The sequence below is a fragment of the Thalassoglobus sp. JC818 genome (genome assembly GCF_040717535.1).
Taxonomy (GTDB): domain Bacteria; phylum Planctomycetota; class Planctomycetia; order Planctomycetales; family Planctomycetaceae; genus Thalassoglobus.
Window position 1 is genome coordinate 833056 of the sequence record NZ_JBFEFI010000001.1, and the last position, 15499, is coordinate 848554.

General features: G+C 51.7%; 13 protein-coding genes, 1 pseudogene and 1 riboswitch. Of the genes and pseudogenes, 4 read left to right on the plus strand and 10 right to left on the minus strand.

What is annotated here, in order from left to right; genetic code table 11:
• Positions 1-53: 53 nt before the first annotated feature.
• The 5 genes from AB1L42_RS02945 to AB1L42_RS02965 form a co-directional block, all read right to left on the minus strand.
• Positions 54-1433, minus strand: a complete 1380-nt coding sequence (locus AB1L42_RS02945; RefSeq protein WP_367051004.1) for an efflux RND transporter periplasmic adaptor subunit — start codon at positions 1431-1433, stop codon at positions 54-56.
• 289 nt (positions 1434-1722) lie between these two features.
• A complete protein-coding gene (locus AB1L42_RS02950) occupies positions 1723-2631 on the minus strand; it encodes a PIG-L family deacetylase (RefSeq protein WP_367051006.1) in 909 nt (302 codons plus the stop codon).
• A 79-nt stretch (positions 2632-2710) separates the two neighbouring features.
• Entirely contained in the window at positions 2711-4210 is a 1500-nt protein-coding gene (locus AB1L42_RS02955) for a sulfatase (protein WP_367051008.1), read from the minus strand.
• 93 nt (positions 4211-4303) lie between these two features.
• The gene (locus tag AB1L42_RS02960) at positions 4304-5239 is read right to left on the minus strand and encodes a GNAT family N-acetyltransferase (protein ID WP_367051010.1); all 936 of its coding nucleotides are present in this window, start codon (positions 5237-5239) and stop codon (positions 4304-4306) included.
• Positions 5240-5522: 283 nt separating this feature from the next.
• A complete protein-coding gene (locus AB1L42_RS02965; RefSeq protein WP_367051012.1) occupies positions 5523-6347 on the minus strand; it encodes a formylmethanofuran dehydrogenase subunit C in 825 nt (274 codons plus the stop codon).
• A gap of 322 nt (positions 6348-6669) precedes the next feature.
• Here AB1L42_RS02965 and AB1L42_RS02970 point away from each other — a divergent pair, with 322 nt between their 5' ends.
• Both AB1L42_RS02970 and AB1L42_RS02975 read left to right on the plus strand, forming a co-directional pair.
• Positions 6670-8130: a DUF1501 domain-containing protein gene (locus AB1L42_RS02970; RefSeq protein ID WP_367051014.1), complete on the plus strand. Its 1461-nt coding sequence runs from the start codon at positions 6670-6672 to the stop codon at positions 8128-8130.
• A 387-nt stretch (positions 8131-8517) separates the two neighbouring features.
• Positions 8518-9894 carry a GIY-YIG nuclease family protein gene (locus AB1L42_RS02975; RefSeq protein WP_367051016.1) on the plus strand — a complete coding sequence of 459 codons (1377 nt, stop codon included), beginning with the start codon at positions 8518-8520 and terminating at the stop codon, positions 9892-9894.
• An 87-nt stretch (positions 9895-9981) separates the two neighbouring features.
• Here AB1L42_RS02975 and AB1L42_RS02980 read toward each other — a convergent pair whose 3' ends face one another.
• The 5 genes from AB1L42_RS02980 to AB1L42_RS03000 all read right to left on the minus strand — a co-directional run bounded on the left by AB1L42_RS02980 (position 9982) and on the right by AB1L42_RS03000 (position 13774).
• Positions 9982-10242: a hypothetical protein gene (locus tag AB1L42_RS02980; RefSeq protein WP_367051018.1), complete on the minus strand. Its 261-nt coding sequence runs from the start codon at positions 10240-10242 to the stop codon at positions 9982-9984.
• 280 nt (positions 10243-10522) lie between these two features.
• Positions 10523-11380, minus strand: a complete 858-nt coding sequence (locus AB1L42_RS02985) for an NADP-dependent methylenetetrahydromethanopterin/methylenetetrahydrofolate dehydrogenase (RefSeq protein ID WP_367051020.1) — start codon at positions 11378-11380, stop codon at positions 10523-10525.
• A 303-nt stretch (positions 11381-11683) separates the two neighbouring features.
• Positions 11684-12184, minus strand: coding sequence for a formaldehyde-activating enzyme (gene fae / locus AB1L42_RS02990; protein WP_367051024.1), 501 nt, complete (start codon positions 12182-12184; stop codon positions 11684-11686).
• Positions 12185-12348: 164 nt separating this feature from the next.
• Positions 12349-12816, minus strand: a complete 468-nt coding sequence (locus AB1L42_RS02995) for a DUF695 domain-containing protein (RefSeq protein WP_367051027.1) — start codon at positions 12814-12816, stop codon at positions 12349-12351.
• A gap of 79 nt (positions 12817-12895) precedes the next feature.
• Complete coding sequence (locus tag AB1L42_RS03000) at positions 12896-13774, minus strand: HAD hydrolase-like protein (RefSeq protein ID WP_367051030.1); 879 nt, start codon at positions 13772-13774, stop codon at positions 12896-12898.
• A 217-nt stretch (positions 13775-13991) separates the two neighbouring features.
• On the opposite strand from AB1L42_RS03000, the gene AB1L42_RS03005 reads away from it, so the two are divergent.
• Positions 13992-14717: a hypothetical protein gene (locus AB1L42_RS03005; protein ID WP_367051033.1), complete on the plus strand. Its 726-nt coding sequence runs from the start codon at positions 13992-13994 to the stop codon at positions 14715-14717.
• A gap of 137 nt (positions 14718-14854) precedes the next feature.
• Positions 14855-14919, plus strand: a riboswitch (guanidine-III (ykkC-III) riboswitch).
• 27 nt (positions 14920-14946) lie between these two features.
• Positions 14947-15264 (plus strand): annotated as a pseudogene (locus tag AB1L42_RS03010) (SMR family transporter); the annotation flags it as partial.
• Positions 15265-15499 lie beyond the last annotated feature (235 nt).

A 15499-nucleotide genomic window follows, 5' to 3' on the forward strand; every position in this document is an offset into this window, starting at 1 on the left:
CTTGAATTTCAAATCGAAACTCTGATCCCGACTGTCCTCACTTTTGGGGGGGCTCACTCGTCAGAGTTTTCCGCCTTGTCTGATCCACCAGTGTCGTCCGAGTTCTCTGTTGCGTCCGAGTCGCCAACATCATCGACTGAACCGTCATCGGGTGTTGGCACGACTGTCCCTTTCCACTCTTTAGCACTCACCTTCACACCTGGCCGACCGCGTTGAGTGCCATCGATAAGGATTCGTGCGTTGTCGTCGAGTTCGCTAACTATCTCGACCAGCCCTTCGAAGGTTTCTCCGACATTGACCGGTTGGCGCTGGACGACGTCTTCGTCGTCGATCACCAGAAGGAAGGAACCACGTCTGTCTCGCATCACTGTGAGTTGCGGAACAAGCAACGCATTCTCTTTCTCAGTGACGGGGACTTTGACGCGGACGAACAAGCCGGTGAAGATTTCGCCCGATTTGTTTTCAAAGATCGAACGAATTGCCAGAGTTCCCGTAGACTGATCGACTCCCTCTTCGCTGATGTAGTCAACGTGCCCCTTGAATGGAAAACCGGTGTCAATCTCTCTGTGGAGGAAAACCGGAATGCTTCGATAGTCGAAAACTGCTTCACCTCCTTCGAGTGCTTCTCGCTCCAGTCTGGCTTTTTGAAGACTCAAAGCCTGACGGTCGCTGATGTTGAAGTTGGCATAGATCGGTGACCGAGAGACCACCGTGGCGAGCACTGTTCCGCTCTCGACCAGATTTCCGATTTTCACGTCAGTCTTCGTGATGTGACCGTCGATCGGTGCTTTCACTTCCGTGTAGTCGAGGTCGAGTTGAGCCTGATCAAGATTCGCCCGTGCTTTTTGAAGCTCCGCTTCAAGACTGTCGACCGTCGCCGTTGCCATCTTTTCAGAAGCGATGGCTGCATCGCGATTGGCGGTTGCGTTGTCGAGTTCCTGTTGATTCGAGGCTTGGCGGTCGAACAGTGCCTGAGTTCGTTGGAAGTCTTGCTCAGCTCGTGAGACTTCAACTTGAGCGACGCCGACTTGTGCCTTCGCAACTTCAACCGAAGCTTCGGCAGCATTAACGGCTGCTTTCGCAGAAGCAACAGCAGCGGCGTACTCCTGTTTTTCGATCACATAGAGGATGTCGCCTTTCTTCACCTCTGCACCGGGAGTGAAGAACATCTCTTCAAGAAAGCCTTTCACTCGCGCGCGAACATTCGCTCTTTGGACAGCCTCAGTCTCGCCGTTTTCTTCAATGTAAAGCGTGACTGTTTTTCGAACAGGCGTCACGTATTGCACATCCGGTGGCGGAGGCTCTTGATATTCATTTGATGGCCCGGTTCCTCCGCAGCCGACCAGAAGCGGTACTACGAACCACAGGCAATTCGGGAACCGACGTTGACAATAAAGGAGCCCCGAAAGATCGGTCCCCCTTCCAACGTTCATTCGAAATCTCATCGTTCTGAAGCTTTATGCGAGAATGAGGGATGTGAATGTTGTGCGGGAGTCCGTTATTGGAATCCACACACCATCATGAATTGATCGATTCAGGAATCTGAATCTTTCAACATGCGAGATTGTTGAGCACTCCATCGATGAGAATGTTCCTGAACACTCTCAATCGTGCCTGCATGCTACGGAAGCTCGAATCGAACCACAATCAACAGCTGTGGATATCAGCAATCAGAATACGAATCGTCTCGTGGTTCGATGATCGCCACAATCAGCGCCGCATTTATTCGGGCTGTGGAAGGAACGGAAACAGTTGGAGGATCTCTCGGTGGTTAGGTTGCCGTCCGTACTCGCAGATTTCGAAAGCTTCGGCGTGCCGCACGTTTTGTCCCGCTTCTTCGCCGTACCAGGTGATCAGTGCATCGCGGAACTGATTCGCTTCTCCGCTCGCGCGGCGGTCCCATTTCTCTCTTAACCACGCGCGTCGGAACTCTGGTTCGGACGCTGGCGGCACACTTTGAACGAAGTCGGCGTTCCCGAGTGCTCCCCCTTCGAATGTTTGTGATTCGAGGGCCATCAATGCATCGACTTTCTTTTCGAAGACGTCGTCAATCGAGACAGCAATGTCAGCTCGAAAAGGGTAGGGGCGTTGAAACCGATCACTCGAATACAGGAAGACTGGATTCTTTGTCAGATGCGGGACTTCCGGGCAGAAGAAGGGAACCGTCACCATGAATGCTGCATCCTGAACAAGAACGCCAGTATAACGATGATCGGGATGATAGTCCCACGGACGGTGGGCGATGACAATATCTGCGTTCCATTCTCGAATCAGCCGGACGATCTTCTTTCTGTTTTCAAGCGTTGGCAAGAGCTCTCCGTCGTGAATGTCCAGCACTTCGGACTCCACGCCCAAACGTTCCGCAACGAGTGCAGACTCTTTCGCTCGACGCTGAGCAAGCGGGCCGCCTGCCATCTGCCAGTGTCCGATATCTCCATTCGTGACCGACACCAGCTTTACGTGATGTCCGAGTTGCGCCCACAAAGCTGCGGAACCGCCGCTCTTATATTCCGCATCATCCGGATGAGCTCCGAAGCAAATAATTCGCAGCTTGTCCTCAGCCTCCTGAGCGACGACGCCTTTCCCGATGAGGATCAGAATCAGGTAGAGAAGAATATTGATCGTCTTCATGGGTTGCCTTTCCTGGATTTCGTCTTCACGAATGAATCATCAAGCCAAGCCGGTTGCTTTTCGAATTTTGCCGCAGGTTTTAATTCTCGGGAACATCGAAGACAGGGGATTGATGAATTGAGTCCAAGCCATCTGGTGTTCCGAACCAGTCGTGCATCTCTTTGACAAACGGTTCCACAACCGAGTGAGGTTCCAGCTGCATTCCTCGATCGTTCGATTCCACAATCCACGTCTCCAAGGCTGCTCGCATCCTGAGGAGTGGCTCTTTGTATTCTGGATTGGCGGCAAGGTTCTTCAGTTCCTCGGGATCGCTTTCTAAATCGAAGAGCATTTCCTCGGGGAATGGTTGCATCAAGTCAGCAGGCGGCCCTTCCAGTTGACCTTCACTCTGCAATTGCCGCATCAGCGGTTTCACGAGGAAACACTTTTCCTTGTAGCGGTTCAGCGTGGAGAAGCCAGCCCCCGGAGTGAAGTTGCGAATGTAGTGAAAGCGTCCATCGTGAACTGATCGCTGCGTGATGACTGTTTCATCAATGCGGTCACGGGCCGCGAAGACATATGACCTCGGAGAATCAGCCTGTGGTCCGAGAAAGACGCGGCTCTGCATCCCCCACGGACGCTCAACACCAGCGATGGCCAGAGTTGTCGCAGTGACATCGAGTAAGCTGATCGGCTGTGATTGATCCGTGCCGGGAACGATGTCTTCAGGAGGATTCAGTTTTTCGGGCCAGTAGACAATCAGGGGAACACGAAGCCCGGAATCAAAGCACCAGTGAATGCCTCTGGCTTCGAGTCGTCCATTGTCACCAAAGAAGAGAATGATCGTGTTATCGCTCAGCCCATCACGCTCAAGCTGTTCCAAAATCCATCCGATTCGGACATCCATTCCTGAAACAGAATTCAGATAGCGCGCCCACTCTTCGCGGACGACCGGATGATCGGGATAGTAAGAGGGGGGATTGACGTTGTCTGCGGTCGCAATCTGTGGATGCCATTCTTCTCCCACCCAGACGACGCGTTCTTTCTCTGCCGACTTGCGATCGTAGATGTCGTACTCGATCTCCGGCATGTTGATCTGCGCAAAGAACGGTTGTTGCCGCGCCAACGAGCCCCAATCATCGGTGTCGTAGACAGGACCTTCATTCACAAAATTCAGATCGAGCTTTCCGGTTCCGACCGTCTTATCAGCCATCGTGGTGATGTTGGCCGTGACATAACCAGCATCTTTCAATCGATGTGTTAGTGGTCGCACACCGGCAGGCAATCGGAAATCATCGTCACGATGCGATCGCATGTTGTGCATGTCTGTGGTTGTTTGATACATCCCGGTCATTAATGCAGATCGACTCGGTGCACAAACAGGCGAAGTGGCAATGACGTTCGTAAACATCACCCCCCGTTCAGCGAGTCCATCGAGATTCGGGGTTTCGACGTTCTCTTGACCATAACATCCAAGATCATGAGCAAGATTCTCTCCGACAATCCAAAGAATGTTCGGACGGTCCGCCGACTGGGCTGGTGCACAACTCAACGCCAGCGAGAGAAGGAAGAACAAGAAACAGGCAGAGGAAATTCGCATTGATCTCATCTTTCAGGAGCAATTCGATATCGCTGTGTGTGAAGTAGAAAACGTGATCGAAGAAAAACGAGTGGCCGTCAACGCGGTTGGTAGTCAACCAGATTCGGGAAGAAACGATGGCACCACGACTCCGTTTATTGTCGGAGCGTCACCGAGAGACTGACCGAAATGCAACTCGCAATTCTTTCCTCCGAGTTGATACATCGCCTGGATCAGTGACTGATCCTTTGAAGGAATCAAAATGACCACCGAGCTTCCACGAAATCGGTCGAGGGCTCGAGAGATCAGCTTCGCCGCGACTTCAGAATCGGTTGATACACCAGGGCCCACCATTTGACATCCCGAAGAACGGACGGAAGCCATTACTCCGGTCAGTTGTTCTCCTTGGGCAGCGACCAACACGTCCCAGATTCCCGAAGAGTCCTCCAGGAAGTATCGCCAGTCCTTTTCCCGCGAGACTCCCCACACCTGTCGTTCAAGCTCAACGATAGCTGTCAGATCTTCCAGGCTGGCGCTCCGAATCTCGGAGTTGTCAGCACTCGCTGAGAGCACGTTCTCCGCTGGCAAACCATCTTCAGGAACTGTGAAAATCACATCCTGATACACAACGTAGGGAACAAAACCCTGACGGTTATAAAGTGAATACGAATCGAGATTCATCGCGCTCGAGAACAGACGCAGTGGTTTTCCCGCTGATTTCGACAGAGACGCGATCTTTTGGAGAAGCGTTCTCGCGACTTTCCGGCCCGCCGCTTTCGGCGACGAGTTCATAATGCCCAGCGAGAAATGTGTCGGCCGTTCACGATAGAAGCAGGAGCCAATAATCTCACCGGTTTCATCATCTTCTGCGACAAGACAACACCCCGGATCGAGTTGTTCGTAGACGTCGAAAAAGACTCGGCAATCTTCCGGCTTCCCCTGAAAGATTTTTCCGAAGCCATGAGACTCGTACCAGTGATTTGTCGAGTCATAGATCAGTTGAGCAACGACATCACGTTCGGAACTACGGGCCGACCGAAGAGAATACATTCGCCATTCCATTCTCTGTTTGAGTTCGAAGAGATGCGATCAGCAATTCGAACGCTCGACCACTCTCATGGTCTCTCTGCACTCACCTGAGTTCGTTCATTTGCTGGATACAGCGATTGCTCACACTCATCGCTGCAATCCAACTTTAACGGTGCTTCAGGTTAGCAAAATTCATCGCGGTTGTCCGATCACTGCAGCTTCGAATGAAGAACGTATCTCATTGGCGAAGCGAAAGGAGAGAAAGACAATCGACGCACACATCGCAAAGGCTATGCAGCGACATTCAATTGACAAGCGTCAGGATTTCTCCTTTACCCATCTCTAACAGGTCTCCGCAGTAGCGTTGGAAAGGACCACGCAAGACATTCTCCGGAACTGAAAAGCGACACTCCGAGAGAAACCGGAAATAGAGTTGAAGGAATGACGGCGAATAGACATTGGCTTTGCGAAAGGTCGGAAGCACTTCGGGAGAATGACCACTTCCAAACAAACCAATGGTCCCCCGCTTCATTCCCGCTCCGTTGCGAATTCCGGACTTGCCAAACACAAAGATCGTTCCCGCAATCATTCCGACTCCGGCAGCGTCTCCACAATTTCCGCCAATGGCGATCAACCCTCGTCGCATAGTGTGACCGACTTCACTCCCAACATTTCCTTCAACGAGAATCTCTCCGCCTCTCATCCCTTTCCTGCCTCCGCGATAGACGGCACCGAGCAGATTTCCGGCATTTCCCTGAATGTGAATTCTTCCGCCCGACATTTCCGCCCCGACCCAATCCGCAGCATCACCAACGACTCGAATCTCTCCGCCAGTCATGTATGCCCCAAGATGCATCCCGACATTTCCTTCAACGTGGACTGTTCCTTCCGTCAGGTGCGCTCCAATCAATTTGACCTTGGCGAGATTTCCCTCCCAGACGACGGTTTGATCCTCATTTGCTGATCCGGAAACGTCGAAGAACTCCGAGACAGGAACTTTCTGATTCCCACGAAAGATTTCTGTCTTTTCAATTTCCGGAAGGCTTTGATCCCTCAATGTCTCAAGTTTCAGGGAATCGACCTCCAGAGGGATTGATGATTCCGTGTGCAGCCGAAACGTCAAAGGCATAAGGAAAAGACTTCTGAAAGTTGAATGAGTGACTGACAAGCAGGTGAAAATCTGCTGAGAAAATCCTGCAAACAACCGTTGTAATTCGCTGATTTGACGATCGCAACTGGACAGCAAATCGCCTGTCGCAGATAATCTATCGAAGATCCTCGATTGATTGGAATGAAGACCAACATCTTGGGCGGCATTGAATCTGCCTGAAATCAGTTTGTTTGCATTCCCCCGCCTCATTGAAAACATTCAACAATTCGCCGGTCACCCAATTTACCATCGAAGGTGATGACCGAGCCTGTTGAAGAATGACATTCTGAAGAGCAATCTTATGTCACAACCTCAAAACTTCTGCGGACGTACCCGTCGCGAATTTCTCTGGCAAGCTGGTGCAGGATTCACCGGTGCCGCGATGGCCGGAATGCTTGATGAAGAGTTTTTCGCTTCGCAAGCCGTCGCAGCTGATGGCATTTCCGAGTTCAAGAATCCTCTCGCTCCGAAGGAACCGCATTACGATCCCGACGCGACAGCTTGTATCTTCCTGTTCATGTATGGCGGACCAAGCCATATGGACACGTTCGACTACAAGCCTGAAATGTACGGTCGAGACAACCAGACCATCGAAGTCAAAACGTTCGGTCGGGGAGGGCACCGGAATCAGGGACGTCTGATCGAGCCACGCTGGAAATTCAAACAGTACGGCGAATGCGGAAAACCGGTCAGTGACCTGTTTCCAAATGTTGGCCAGCATGTTGACGACATCGCATTTCTTCACTCCATGACGGCTGACAGCCCGATTCATGGTTCAGCCATGCTGATGATGAACTCCGGCAAGATTCTGTCCGGAAGTCCGTGCCTCGGCTCATGGCTCAACTACGGCTTGGGAACTGAGAACAGCAATCTGCCCGGATTCGTGGTCATGCTCGACCCACGCGGCGGCCCGATCTCGGGACCGAAGAACTGGAGTTCGGGGTACATGCCAGCTTCGTACCAAGCCACGGTCATGCGATCAAACGGAGAACCAATTCTCGACTTGAAACCTCCTCAGGACCTTTCGGTTTCCGCCCAGCGAAAAATGCTCGACACGCTTCGGCAATACAACGAAGAGCATCTTGAATCGCGGTTCGACAACACAAACCTCTCTGCCCGAATCGCCAGCTACGAACTTGCATACAAGATGCAAGCCCATGCTCCGGAGGCAGTCGATATCTCGGATGAAACTGAATCGACGCAGAAGATGTACGGGCTCGACAATCCCGTTTCGTCTCACTTCGGTCGACAATGTTTGCTCGCCCGTCGACTCGTTGAACGCGGCGTGCGTTTCATTCAAATCTATTCCGGAGGCCACCACAACGACGCGAACTGGGACGCCCATACGGACATGGAAACGAACCACAACCTGCACGCTGCCGAAACAGACAAGCCAATCGCGGGCTTGCTGGCAGACCTCAAACAACGCGGGCTTCTCGGCAAAACACTAGTTGTCTGGGGAGGCGAATTTGGACGCCAGCCAACCGCTGAATACGCCAAAGGCACCGGAAGAGACCACAACTCATACGGGTTCACAACCTGGATGGCAGGTGGAGGAATTAAGGGCGGCGTCAGCTACGGAGCAACCGACGAACTCGGCAGCGCAGCTGTCGAAGACCGTCTGCATGTCAAACACATGCACGCGACCATCCTGCACCAAATGGGACTCGACCCCAACCGCCTCAGCTACTTTTTCAGCGGCCTCGACCAAAAACTCGTCGGTGTTGAACACGTTCAACCGATCCAACCGATCATCGCGTAGGCCAGTTAGACACAGAACGATTTTGCAAAGCAATAAAGCACGCTTTGACTTCGGTCTTAGCGTGCTCTTTTGTTAGAGACTGAGATTCTCTTGCGGTGATTGAGTGTCATCTGGTCCGACCGATCTAATTCGATCCGAGGCGTCTTTGAAATGTCGACCTGACATCGACGATGTGTGTTCACTTCAAACACTTCTCCCGGGCAGTGAACACTGCAGGCGCAACCCGTGGACTGGAACAGAATTTCTCAAGTGTTAAGATCTGGCGACACATGATGAACTCGCTGTTGGCATCTATATCTTAAGGGCACAATGATGAAGTTTTGGGATGATGAACTGCGGATCTGTCCAAAGTGTCACTCAAAATCGAGGCTTCAAAACGAACGACGGATGAAGTGCCCCAAATGTGGCTCAACAGTTTGGTTCTTCAACTACCGGAATCCTCCTCAACCGCCTCCGAAACCGGAGCCCTCTGAACGCACTGTCTGGAGAGAGAAACTCTCGATGGTGATTGCGATTACCTTGGGATTTCTTGCCTTCATCACACTTCTCGGTGTCTTCAACAGCTGGATCGTTGTTGTCATCTCGGCCATGATCTCAATCGGGTTCGGTATCTTCGGATTCATCCGGCATGCGGAAACAACTGAGTTAGAAATCAAGCTGGAGAACGTTGAGAAAGCGTATGACTACATCCGAATTCTTGAGCAACGAAATAGCGAACTCACTCAACGCTACAAGAACCTGCTCCGAATTGGTGACGTTCGGATCGAAACCTACTATGAGGAGATCTACGTTCAGGCTGAGAAAGCCCGGGATGAAGCAAAGCACCTCCGTAAATTAGCAACTGAGGACAGACAGGCAGTCGAGCACATTGAGCAGCGTATTTACACAATGGCAAAGCGTTTGGTCGAAGATCATCTGAAATGGACATCACAAAAACTTCGTGCAGATCCGGAAAACTACCAGCGTCAGAAAATGGCTCTCAACCGAACCTTCGACTTTGTTGACTCGATTGGTTACGAGATTCCCGATGGGTTGAGACAATCATCTCTCGCCAACCTCAAGGCTCAGTACAAAGAAAAGGTACGTGAACAAGTCCTGAAAGAAGAACAGCGACAAATTCGACAACAAATGCGGGAAGAAGAACGGGCCCGCAGAGAACATGAGTTGGCTGTCAAAGAAGCAGAGGATAAGGAACGGGAAATTCAGGATCGACTTGAAGAAGCACTCAAACTTCAGCAAGGGCAATACAGTTCGGAAATCGAAGAGTTACAAAGACAGCTTGAAGAAGCCCAATCCAACGCTGAGCGAGCGAAGTCAATGGCTCAACTGACGAAGAAGGGGAATGTCTACATCTTGTCGAACATCGGTTCGTTTGGCGAGAATGTTTATAAAGTTGGCATGACGCGGCGACGCGATCCGATGGACCGAGTAAAAGAACTCGGAGATGCAAGCGTGCCATTCCCATTTGACGTCCATGCAATGATCAGATGCGACGATGCTCCAAACTTAGAAAAGCGACTACATCGTGAATTAGCACGGTACAGAGTCAACCGTGTGAACTTTCGAAAGGAATACTTCAACGTTGATCTTTCGACCATCGTCGAAGCAGTCGAGCATCATCACGGGACCGTCGAGTATGTGGCAGAACCTGAGGCACTTGAGTACCGGGACACCCTCCAGATCTCACCTGATGAATTTGTCGAAACCGAAAGAGAACTCGTGGAAGCCGGTGTAGATATTGACAGCGATGACGATGATATCTGAGTGTCTACTTCCTAAATTGTTCATAGTTGACTCCAACGAGAAGTCTTCTGACACAGTCCTGCGAATGAAAGTCCTGACGATAAATCGTCAGGCGATCAGTTTATAGACACCGAACAGGCAGATGGCTGCTCCGATCACGATTCGGACGATTGAGAGTGTCTTTCCCATTTGGCCTTCGACGACTCGGCCTTTCTTGTCTCGTGTCACGCCTGACTTCAATTCGTAAACTCCTGAACCGAGTAGAACGAGTCCAAGGACAATCGCGCCGCCTCCGAGGACCAGGGGATTGTCTTCCAGCCATCGATTGATTTCGTCGTTACGATCCGCGAGGCAAACTCCAAACCGCATGATACACCTCCAAATCACAAAACCGCCACACTAAACTTACATTCGAAAGACTATTGAGTGCCAAGGGACTGCGTCAACGATGTACGCTTACTCGAAGTCTGAAAATCGGCGTCGAGGTTGTCGCTTTCGCAATATGAGATCAGCGATCGCTGCAACGCCGCATTCATCGGGACAAAGGAGTTCCTGAATGCGTTTTGGCGCAGGGTGATGTTCAATCGAAAACTCGCTCACTCTGAGAGGAGTGTTTCAGATCGACCTCACGTTGAGACATCCTGACGAATCAGGAAGCGTCGCCTGAAATTGCGTAGATCGCTTTTGAGTCCAAGACCTGATCATTCGATGAAAAGAGAGTGCGAATGGCGGATCGATGGGTTTTCATTTTCAAACCTCCCACGGTCAAAGCTCCGTAGCAGGTGACGCCGTTGAGGTCGGTGGCTTCGGCTGATGGGTCGATTCCTTCCAGCCCGGTGGGTGGAACGGCGTTCACGTCGATCGCGACTTTCAAGGTGTCGATTCCTTCCAGCTCTTCAGCGGTCAGAAAACGAACGCCAGCCGCCCCAGCTGCGATGATCAGACTGACTCCATCAACGGCAGCGGCGATGCCTTCATCTGAAAATTCGGCTGCACTGAGATTGCCTTCCGGGGCGGAATGCCGGACTTCGGCACAGACAGCTTGAGCCCGTTCCAAGCTTCGCGATGCTACACGAACTTTAGCTCCAAGGGTGGCCAGAATTTCTGCACAGCCACGGCCAACAGGTCCTGTTCCGCCGAGAATGAGGACTTCGGCTTGTTTCAAATCGAGGTGACGGGCAGCACAACGCACAGCTGCTGCTGCTGTTGTGTTCGATCCATTTGGATCAAGCATCATGGAGACCCGCATCGGGCCGATAAATGTTTCGAGGATTTTCTGCTGGAGACGCTGGCAAGACTCAACGTGACTGCCACCGATGAACAGCGCCGTCTGGCTGAGGTCATCGGGTTTTCGAGTGAAGATTGCTCCGTGAACGAGACCGGCCACGTTCTCGGGTGTCACGTTTCCATAGCTGAGAAGTTCGTCAACACCTGCATCGATGGCGACAACGCGGTCGAACGAAGAAGGGAGGGCATCGGTGTCGAGTTGGATGAGGATCTTTTTCATACCAAGTCCGGTGTCGGCAGGGAGTGAGGAACTCGCGACGAGTTCTGTTCTAAACTGAAATGACTGCAAGCCAGAGTCTCATGACACTCCAGAACAGTTTCTAACTCGAAGTCTCTGGTCGGCAAGGAAGATTCAACGAAGCGACTCCGATCATTGAGCGAGGCTTCAATAGAAAATAATCAAATGAGCACCCCAGATCGAATGGTCGGGGGTGCTCACAGATTGTAATCCCCAGCCTGGCTCAGCGAGAACTCTGAGTGAGTCACTCGAACGCATCGCTGCAAAACCAGAATTGAACGTGCTTTAGCTCTTGCTGAAGAATGGGTGCGATGAAGTATCTTTCTTCGCAACCATCTCTTCTGCAGATGGCTCGTTCTTCATGGCACGTTCGATTGAAAGCTTGGTCGCTTCGTAGTTGTATTGGTAGATCTTCTGATCGTCTTCAGCTTCCCAGTGGATGAAGACACCGCAGACGATGCACAAGTTTTCTGCCTGGTCCTTTGGAATTGTGCCTTCAGCGACACAGTTTGCGACTGCATCGGCAACTGCACGCTGAGCAGGACCGAACATCTGAACGGCTTGCTTGGCGCCTTTGATCGTCACTTTAGTGATCATGACAGTCGCTGGTTTGACAGCGAGATTTGGCTCAAGAACGGCCAGCAGGTTGCTGTGTCCAGCGGACTGAGTTGACAGTGCGTTTGCGAATGCGATTCCCGCAGGACCGCTTTTGTCTCCAACGATCAGGTCGATATGAGCGACTTCGTTACCTTCACCGACGAGGGCTTCACCAACATGAAATGACATTGAGAGATTTCTCCTGAAAAAATTTCAAATTCAACGACGATCGTTCTGCAATCGCATTTGATAACAACCACACGTCGATGCGTCCAGTATTGGCCGCGGAACGTGAGGCTCGACGACCGGATTTAAGTCTGTTGCGACACCAACTTTGCCTCAGTTCACGAGAATCAGCGATTTGATTCAACATCCTTGAGGTGCCACTTCGTTTTCTCCCATTCGGGATCGTGATCCATCTCGTAATTGAATGGTCGCGGGAACTGGTGTTCTTCGATGATTTTCTGAAGAACTGCGTCTGCTGCTTCGGGATCGTGAACGCGCCAGATGAGTTCACGGGTTTCGTTCCAGGTCAGCCTCGCGAGAAACAGGGCATTCGGCCGATTTCCATCTGTGCCTTTGATCAATGAATCAACACGGTCACAAAATGGATCGACGAGCTCTCGCTCCTCCTTGGAGGGCATTCCATTATCGATCAGGTCGGCGAATTCAATCATCAACGTCAAATGCCAACCGAAAACGACCTTGGGTTCGAAATTGTGGAGGGCTGCGTTGACGACACCGACACCCGGATGACCTTCTTGAGAAAAGTCGATCAGATACAAGTCTTCCTGAGGAATCGCGACGCGATACTCTTTCATTCGTCTTATTCCCTTCGAAAAACGAAAGAGCCACCGAGGAAATCTCCCGGTGGCTCAATGCTTCATTCAATTTGCCGAATTACTTCCAGGGAGGCTGTTCCGGAAGGTACTTGTCAAACTCGGCGATGACTTTCTTTTGATAGTCTCCGGCGTAGGTGCCAGCGAAGAATCGATCGCAAGCTTCGTCGAGGAAGCGTGACCAGCTGTCTTCTTCGTGTCCGGGATTGATCGGGTAGAACAAAGCCCCCACGGCGAGTGCGGCATTCATGTCGCCGGGAGCATCACCGATCATGAGCATTTTCTCAGGCTCGTAGCCCATCTTCTGACAAGCAGAGAGAGACTCTTTCTTGCTGCCAGCTTCCTGTCCGCAGATCGATTTGACGAACTGATCGATGTCGTGCTCGGTCCATTCTTTCTGCAAGGCTTCGTTGGGAGTTGCCGAGCACACGATCAGGTCAGCCTGTTCCTTCATTTTCTGAAGAGCTTCACGAACACCCGGAAACGGTGGGACGCCATGGACCATGTCCTTGACGGTCTCATCGACTGCTTTCGACCAGGCGTAAGCTTGTTTCAGATCAGCATCGCCGGTCTTTTCTGACTCTGGACCGATGGTTTTTGTGCCGAGTTTGGTTTCTCGTTCGACCCAGTCACGAACTCCCTGAAGCTTGGGCAGAGTGACGTTACGACGTTTGACTTCATCGCGTTCTTCGAGCAGGTCCAACGCCAGCAGATATGCTGGAAACCGGTTAGCTCCGCGAGTTTTGGAGTAGAGATTCGTAAACTCGGCAGCCTCGCGAGCGTACTTTGAGATGGGCTGCAACCCGAAGTAATTGATGAAGTTTGGAATAAAGCATTCTTTATGCTTGATTTCCATTGAGTCAAACGCGCAGCCATCTGAATCGATTCCGATCAGAAAGTCGGTCTCCTTGCGAAAATTGGCGAGTCCAAGTTCTGACACTGTCAGTGCTCCAGTTATGTAAAGTGGCGTCGAATCCAACTGCGGCGCAGTGCTCTACAGTGTGGTGTGAACGGGTAGATTAGAACATGATCACTATCGTTCCAAGCGACTGGACGTTCCGTGCAAAGTCTGGAAATTTCTTGCACGCGACTTTTTGCACGGGTAGGGTGAAGTCAGGAGACCTGAACAAGGATCACTTCAAACGGAAGGGCCTGTCATGTGCATGCACAAAGTTGTCTGTGTCTCATTCTTGTTGGCTTGTGCGACGACATGTCGCGCTGGGATGACCTTTTCGGATGGGACATTCGAAGACGCCAACTGGACTGCCACCACCATTGCTTCGACCGGGGGCACATCTTTCAATGTTGGGCAGACCGCTTCGGGAGGGAATCCGGGAACTTTTCGGCAAATTCAAAACACTTACGGCGGGACTCAACCGACCGGTTCCATCTTCACCGGCCACTTACGCAGTGCGGCGATCTATGATCCGTCCACTCAAGGGGAAATTCAGAGCCTCGACTTTGCGTTTGATTTAATTGGATTCGACTTCGGAGCCTCAAACGCCGTCGCTTACACAGCTCTGCTGTTCCAGGACGGGTTCTATTACTCTTCGAACAGCTATCCACTGATTCAAGCACCTGCGAATCAATGGAACAGCTTCACTCTTCCGAATCTCGTTGCGAGTGGTTTTAGCCGCATAGGAGGAGCGGGCGAAACTCCAGACTTTTCGGCGACAGGAACGACGATTCAGTTTGGATACGGCGTTTCCAACGGAACAGGGTCGCCGCTGCAAACGATGACCGATTCGGGAATCGACAACTGGCAAGTCACCGTCAATGCCAACTCCGTCGTTCCGGAACCGTCGTCGTTTGCGCTGTTCATCATCGGTTGCCTGCCTCTTCTGCGGGCCCCTCGGAACCGCAAGACTCCAAAGAACAGGTAGGTTTCCGTAGCCTCAAGTCACTCATCGCTGAGAATGTCATTCGCCCCAAATGTTGAGCTGGTGTGCGACCTCTTTCTAGTTCTTCTTCCTGAAGAAAAGAGTCGGCAATTTGCTCAACGATCTTGGCTAGGCACAACCTGGTGCGTAGAATTTCGCTCCCGGACGAGACGCGCCGTACCCGGTTACGACAAGACGACGCACTTACTGGACTCAAACCCGTAGGAGCGTCATGAATCTTTCCTGGATCATTCTCTTTGTTGCCGGTCTCCTCGAAACCGGTTGGGCAGTCGGACTCAAATACACCGACGGTTTCACACAGTTCTGGGCCTCTGTCTGGACGATCATCGCACTCATTGCGAGCATGATTCTGTTGTCGATCGCTGTTCGTGATCTTCCCATCGGGACAGCTTATCCAGTTTGGGTCGGGATCGGGGCTGTGGGGTCAGCGCTCTTTGGAATGTTCGTTCTCAACGAGTCGGTTTCTGCAACGCGTATTTTCTTTCTGCTTCTGCTCGTGGCTGCCATCATCGGACTAAAAGCAACTTCCGAAAAGCCGTCAAGCAAAAGCCAGCACGTCGACGAGAACCTTGCTCAGGCAGCAGTCCCGACTTCCATCGATAGCTGAGTTCTCCGTTCACCGCTTCTTAATCATCCTCCGTCAGCTAACTCGTTTTCTCACATCAACTGCAACAAATGCGTTGCGAGTGTACGTTCGAACCGCTAGGTTGACCGCTCCTTTGGACAGAGATCCAAACAGAATTCGTCAACACTCCGGCAGGCTA

Bases quoted from the DNA above. Each gene is read 5' to 3' on its own strand.
- AB1L42_RS02945 (WP_367051004.1), bottom strand. From the start codon at position 1,433: ATGAACGTTGGAAGGGGGACCGATCTTTCGGGGCTCCTTTATTGTCAA.
- AB1L42_RS02950 (WP_367051006.1), bottom strand. From the start codon at position 2,631: ATGAAGACGATCAATATTCTTCTCTACCTGATTCTGATCCTCATCGGG.
- AB1L42_RS02955 (WP_367051008.1), bottom strand. From the start codon at position 4,210: ATGCGAATTTCCTCTGCCTGTTTCTTGTTCTTCCTTCTCTCGCTGGCG.
- AB1L42_RS02960 (WP_367051010.1), bottom strand. From the start codon at position 5,239: ATGTATTCTCTTCGGTCGGCCCGTAGTTCCGAACGTGATGTCGTTGCT.
- AB1L42_RS02965 (WP_367051012.1), bottom strand. From the start codon at position 6,347: ATGCCTTTGACGTTTCGGCTGCACACGGAATCATCAATCCCTCTGGAG.
- AB1L42_RS02970 (WP_367051014.1), top strand. From the start codon at position 6,670: ATGTCACAACCTCAAAACTTCTGCGGACGTACCCGTCGCGAATTTCTC.
- AB1L42_RS02975 (WP_367051016.1), top strand. From the start codon at position 8,518: ATGAAGTGCCCCAAATGTGGCTCAACAGTTTGGTTCTTCAACTACCGG.
- AB1L42_RS02980 (WP_367051018.1), bottom strand. From the start codon at position 10,242: ATGCGGTTTGGAGTTTGCCTCGCGGATCGTAACGACGAAATCAATCGA.
- AB1L42_RS02985 (WP_367051020.1), bottom strand. From the start codon at position 11,380: ATGAAAAAGATCCTCATCCAACTCGACACCGATGCCCTCCCTTCTTCG.
- fae (WP_367051024.1), bottom strand. From the start codon at position 12,184: ATGTCATTTCATGTTGGTGAAGCCCTCGTCGGTGAAGGTAACGAAGTC.
- AB1L42_RS02995 (WP_367051027.1), bottom strand. From the start codon at position 12,816: ATGAAAGAGTATCGCGTCGCGATTCCTCAGGAAGACTTGTATCTGATC.
- AB1L42_RS03005 (WP_367051033.1), top strand. From the start codon at position 13,992: ATGTGCATGCACAAAGTTGTCTGTGTCTCATTCTTGTTGGCTTGTGCG.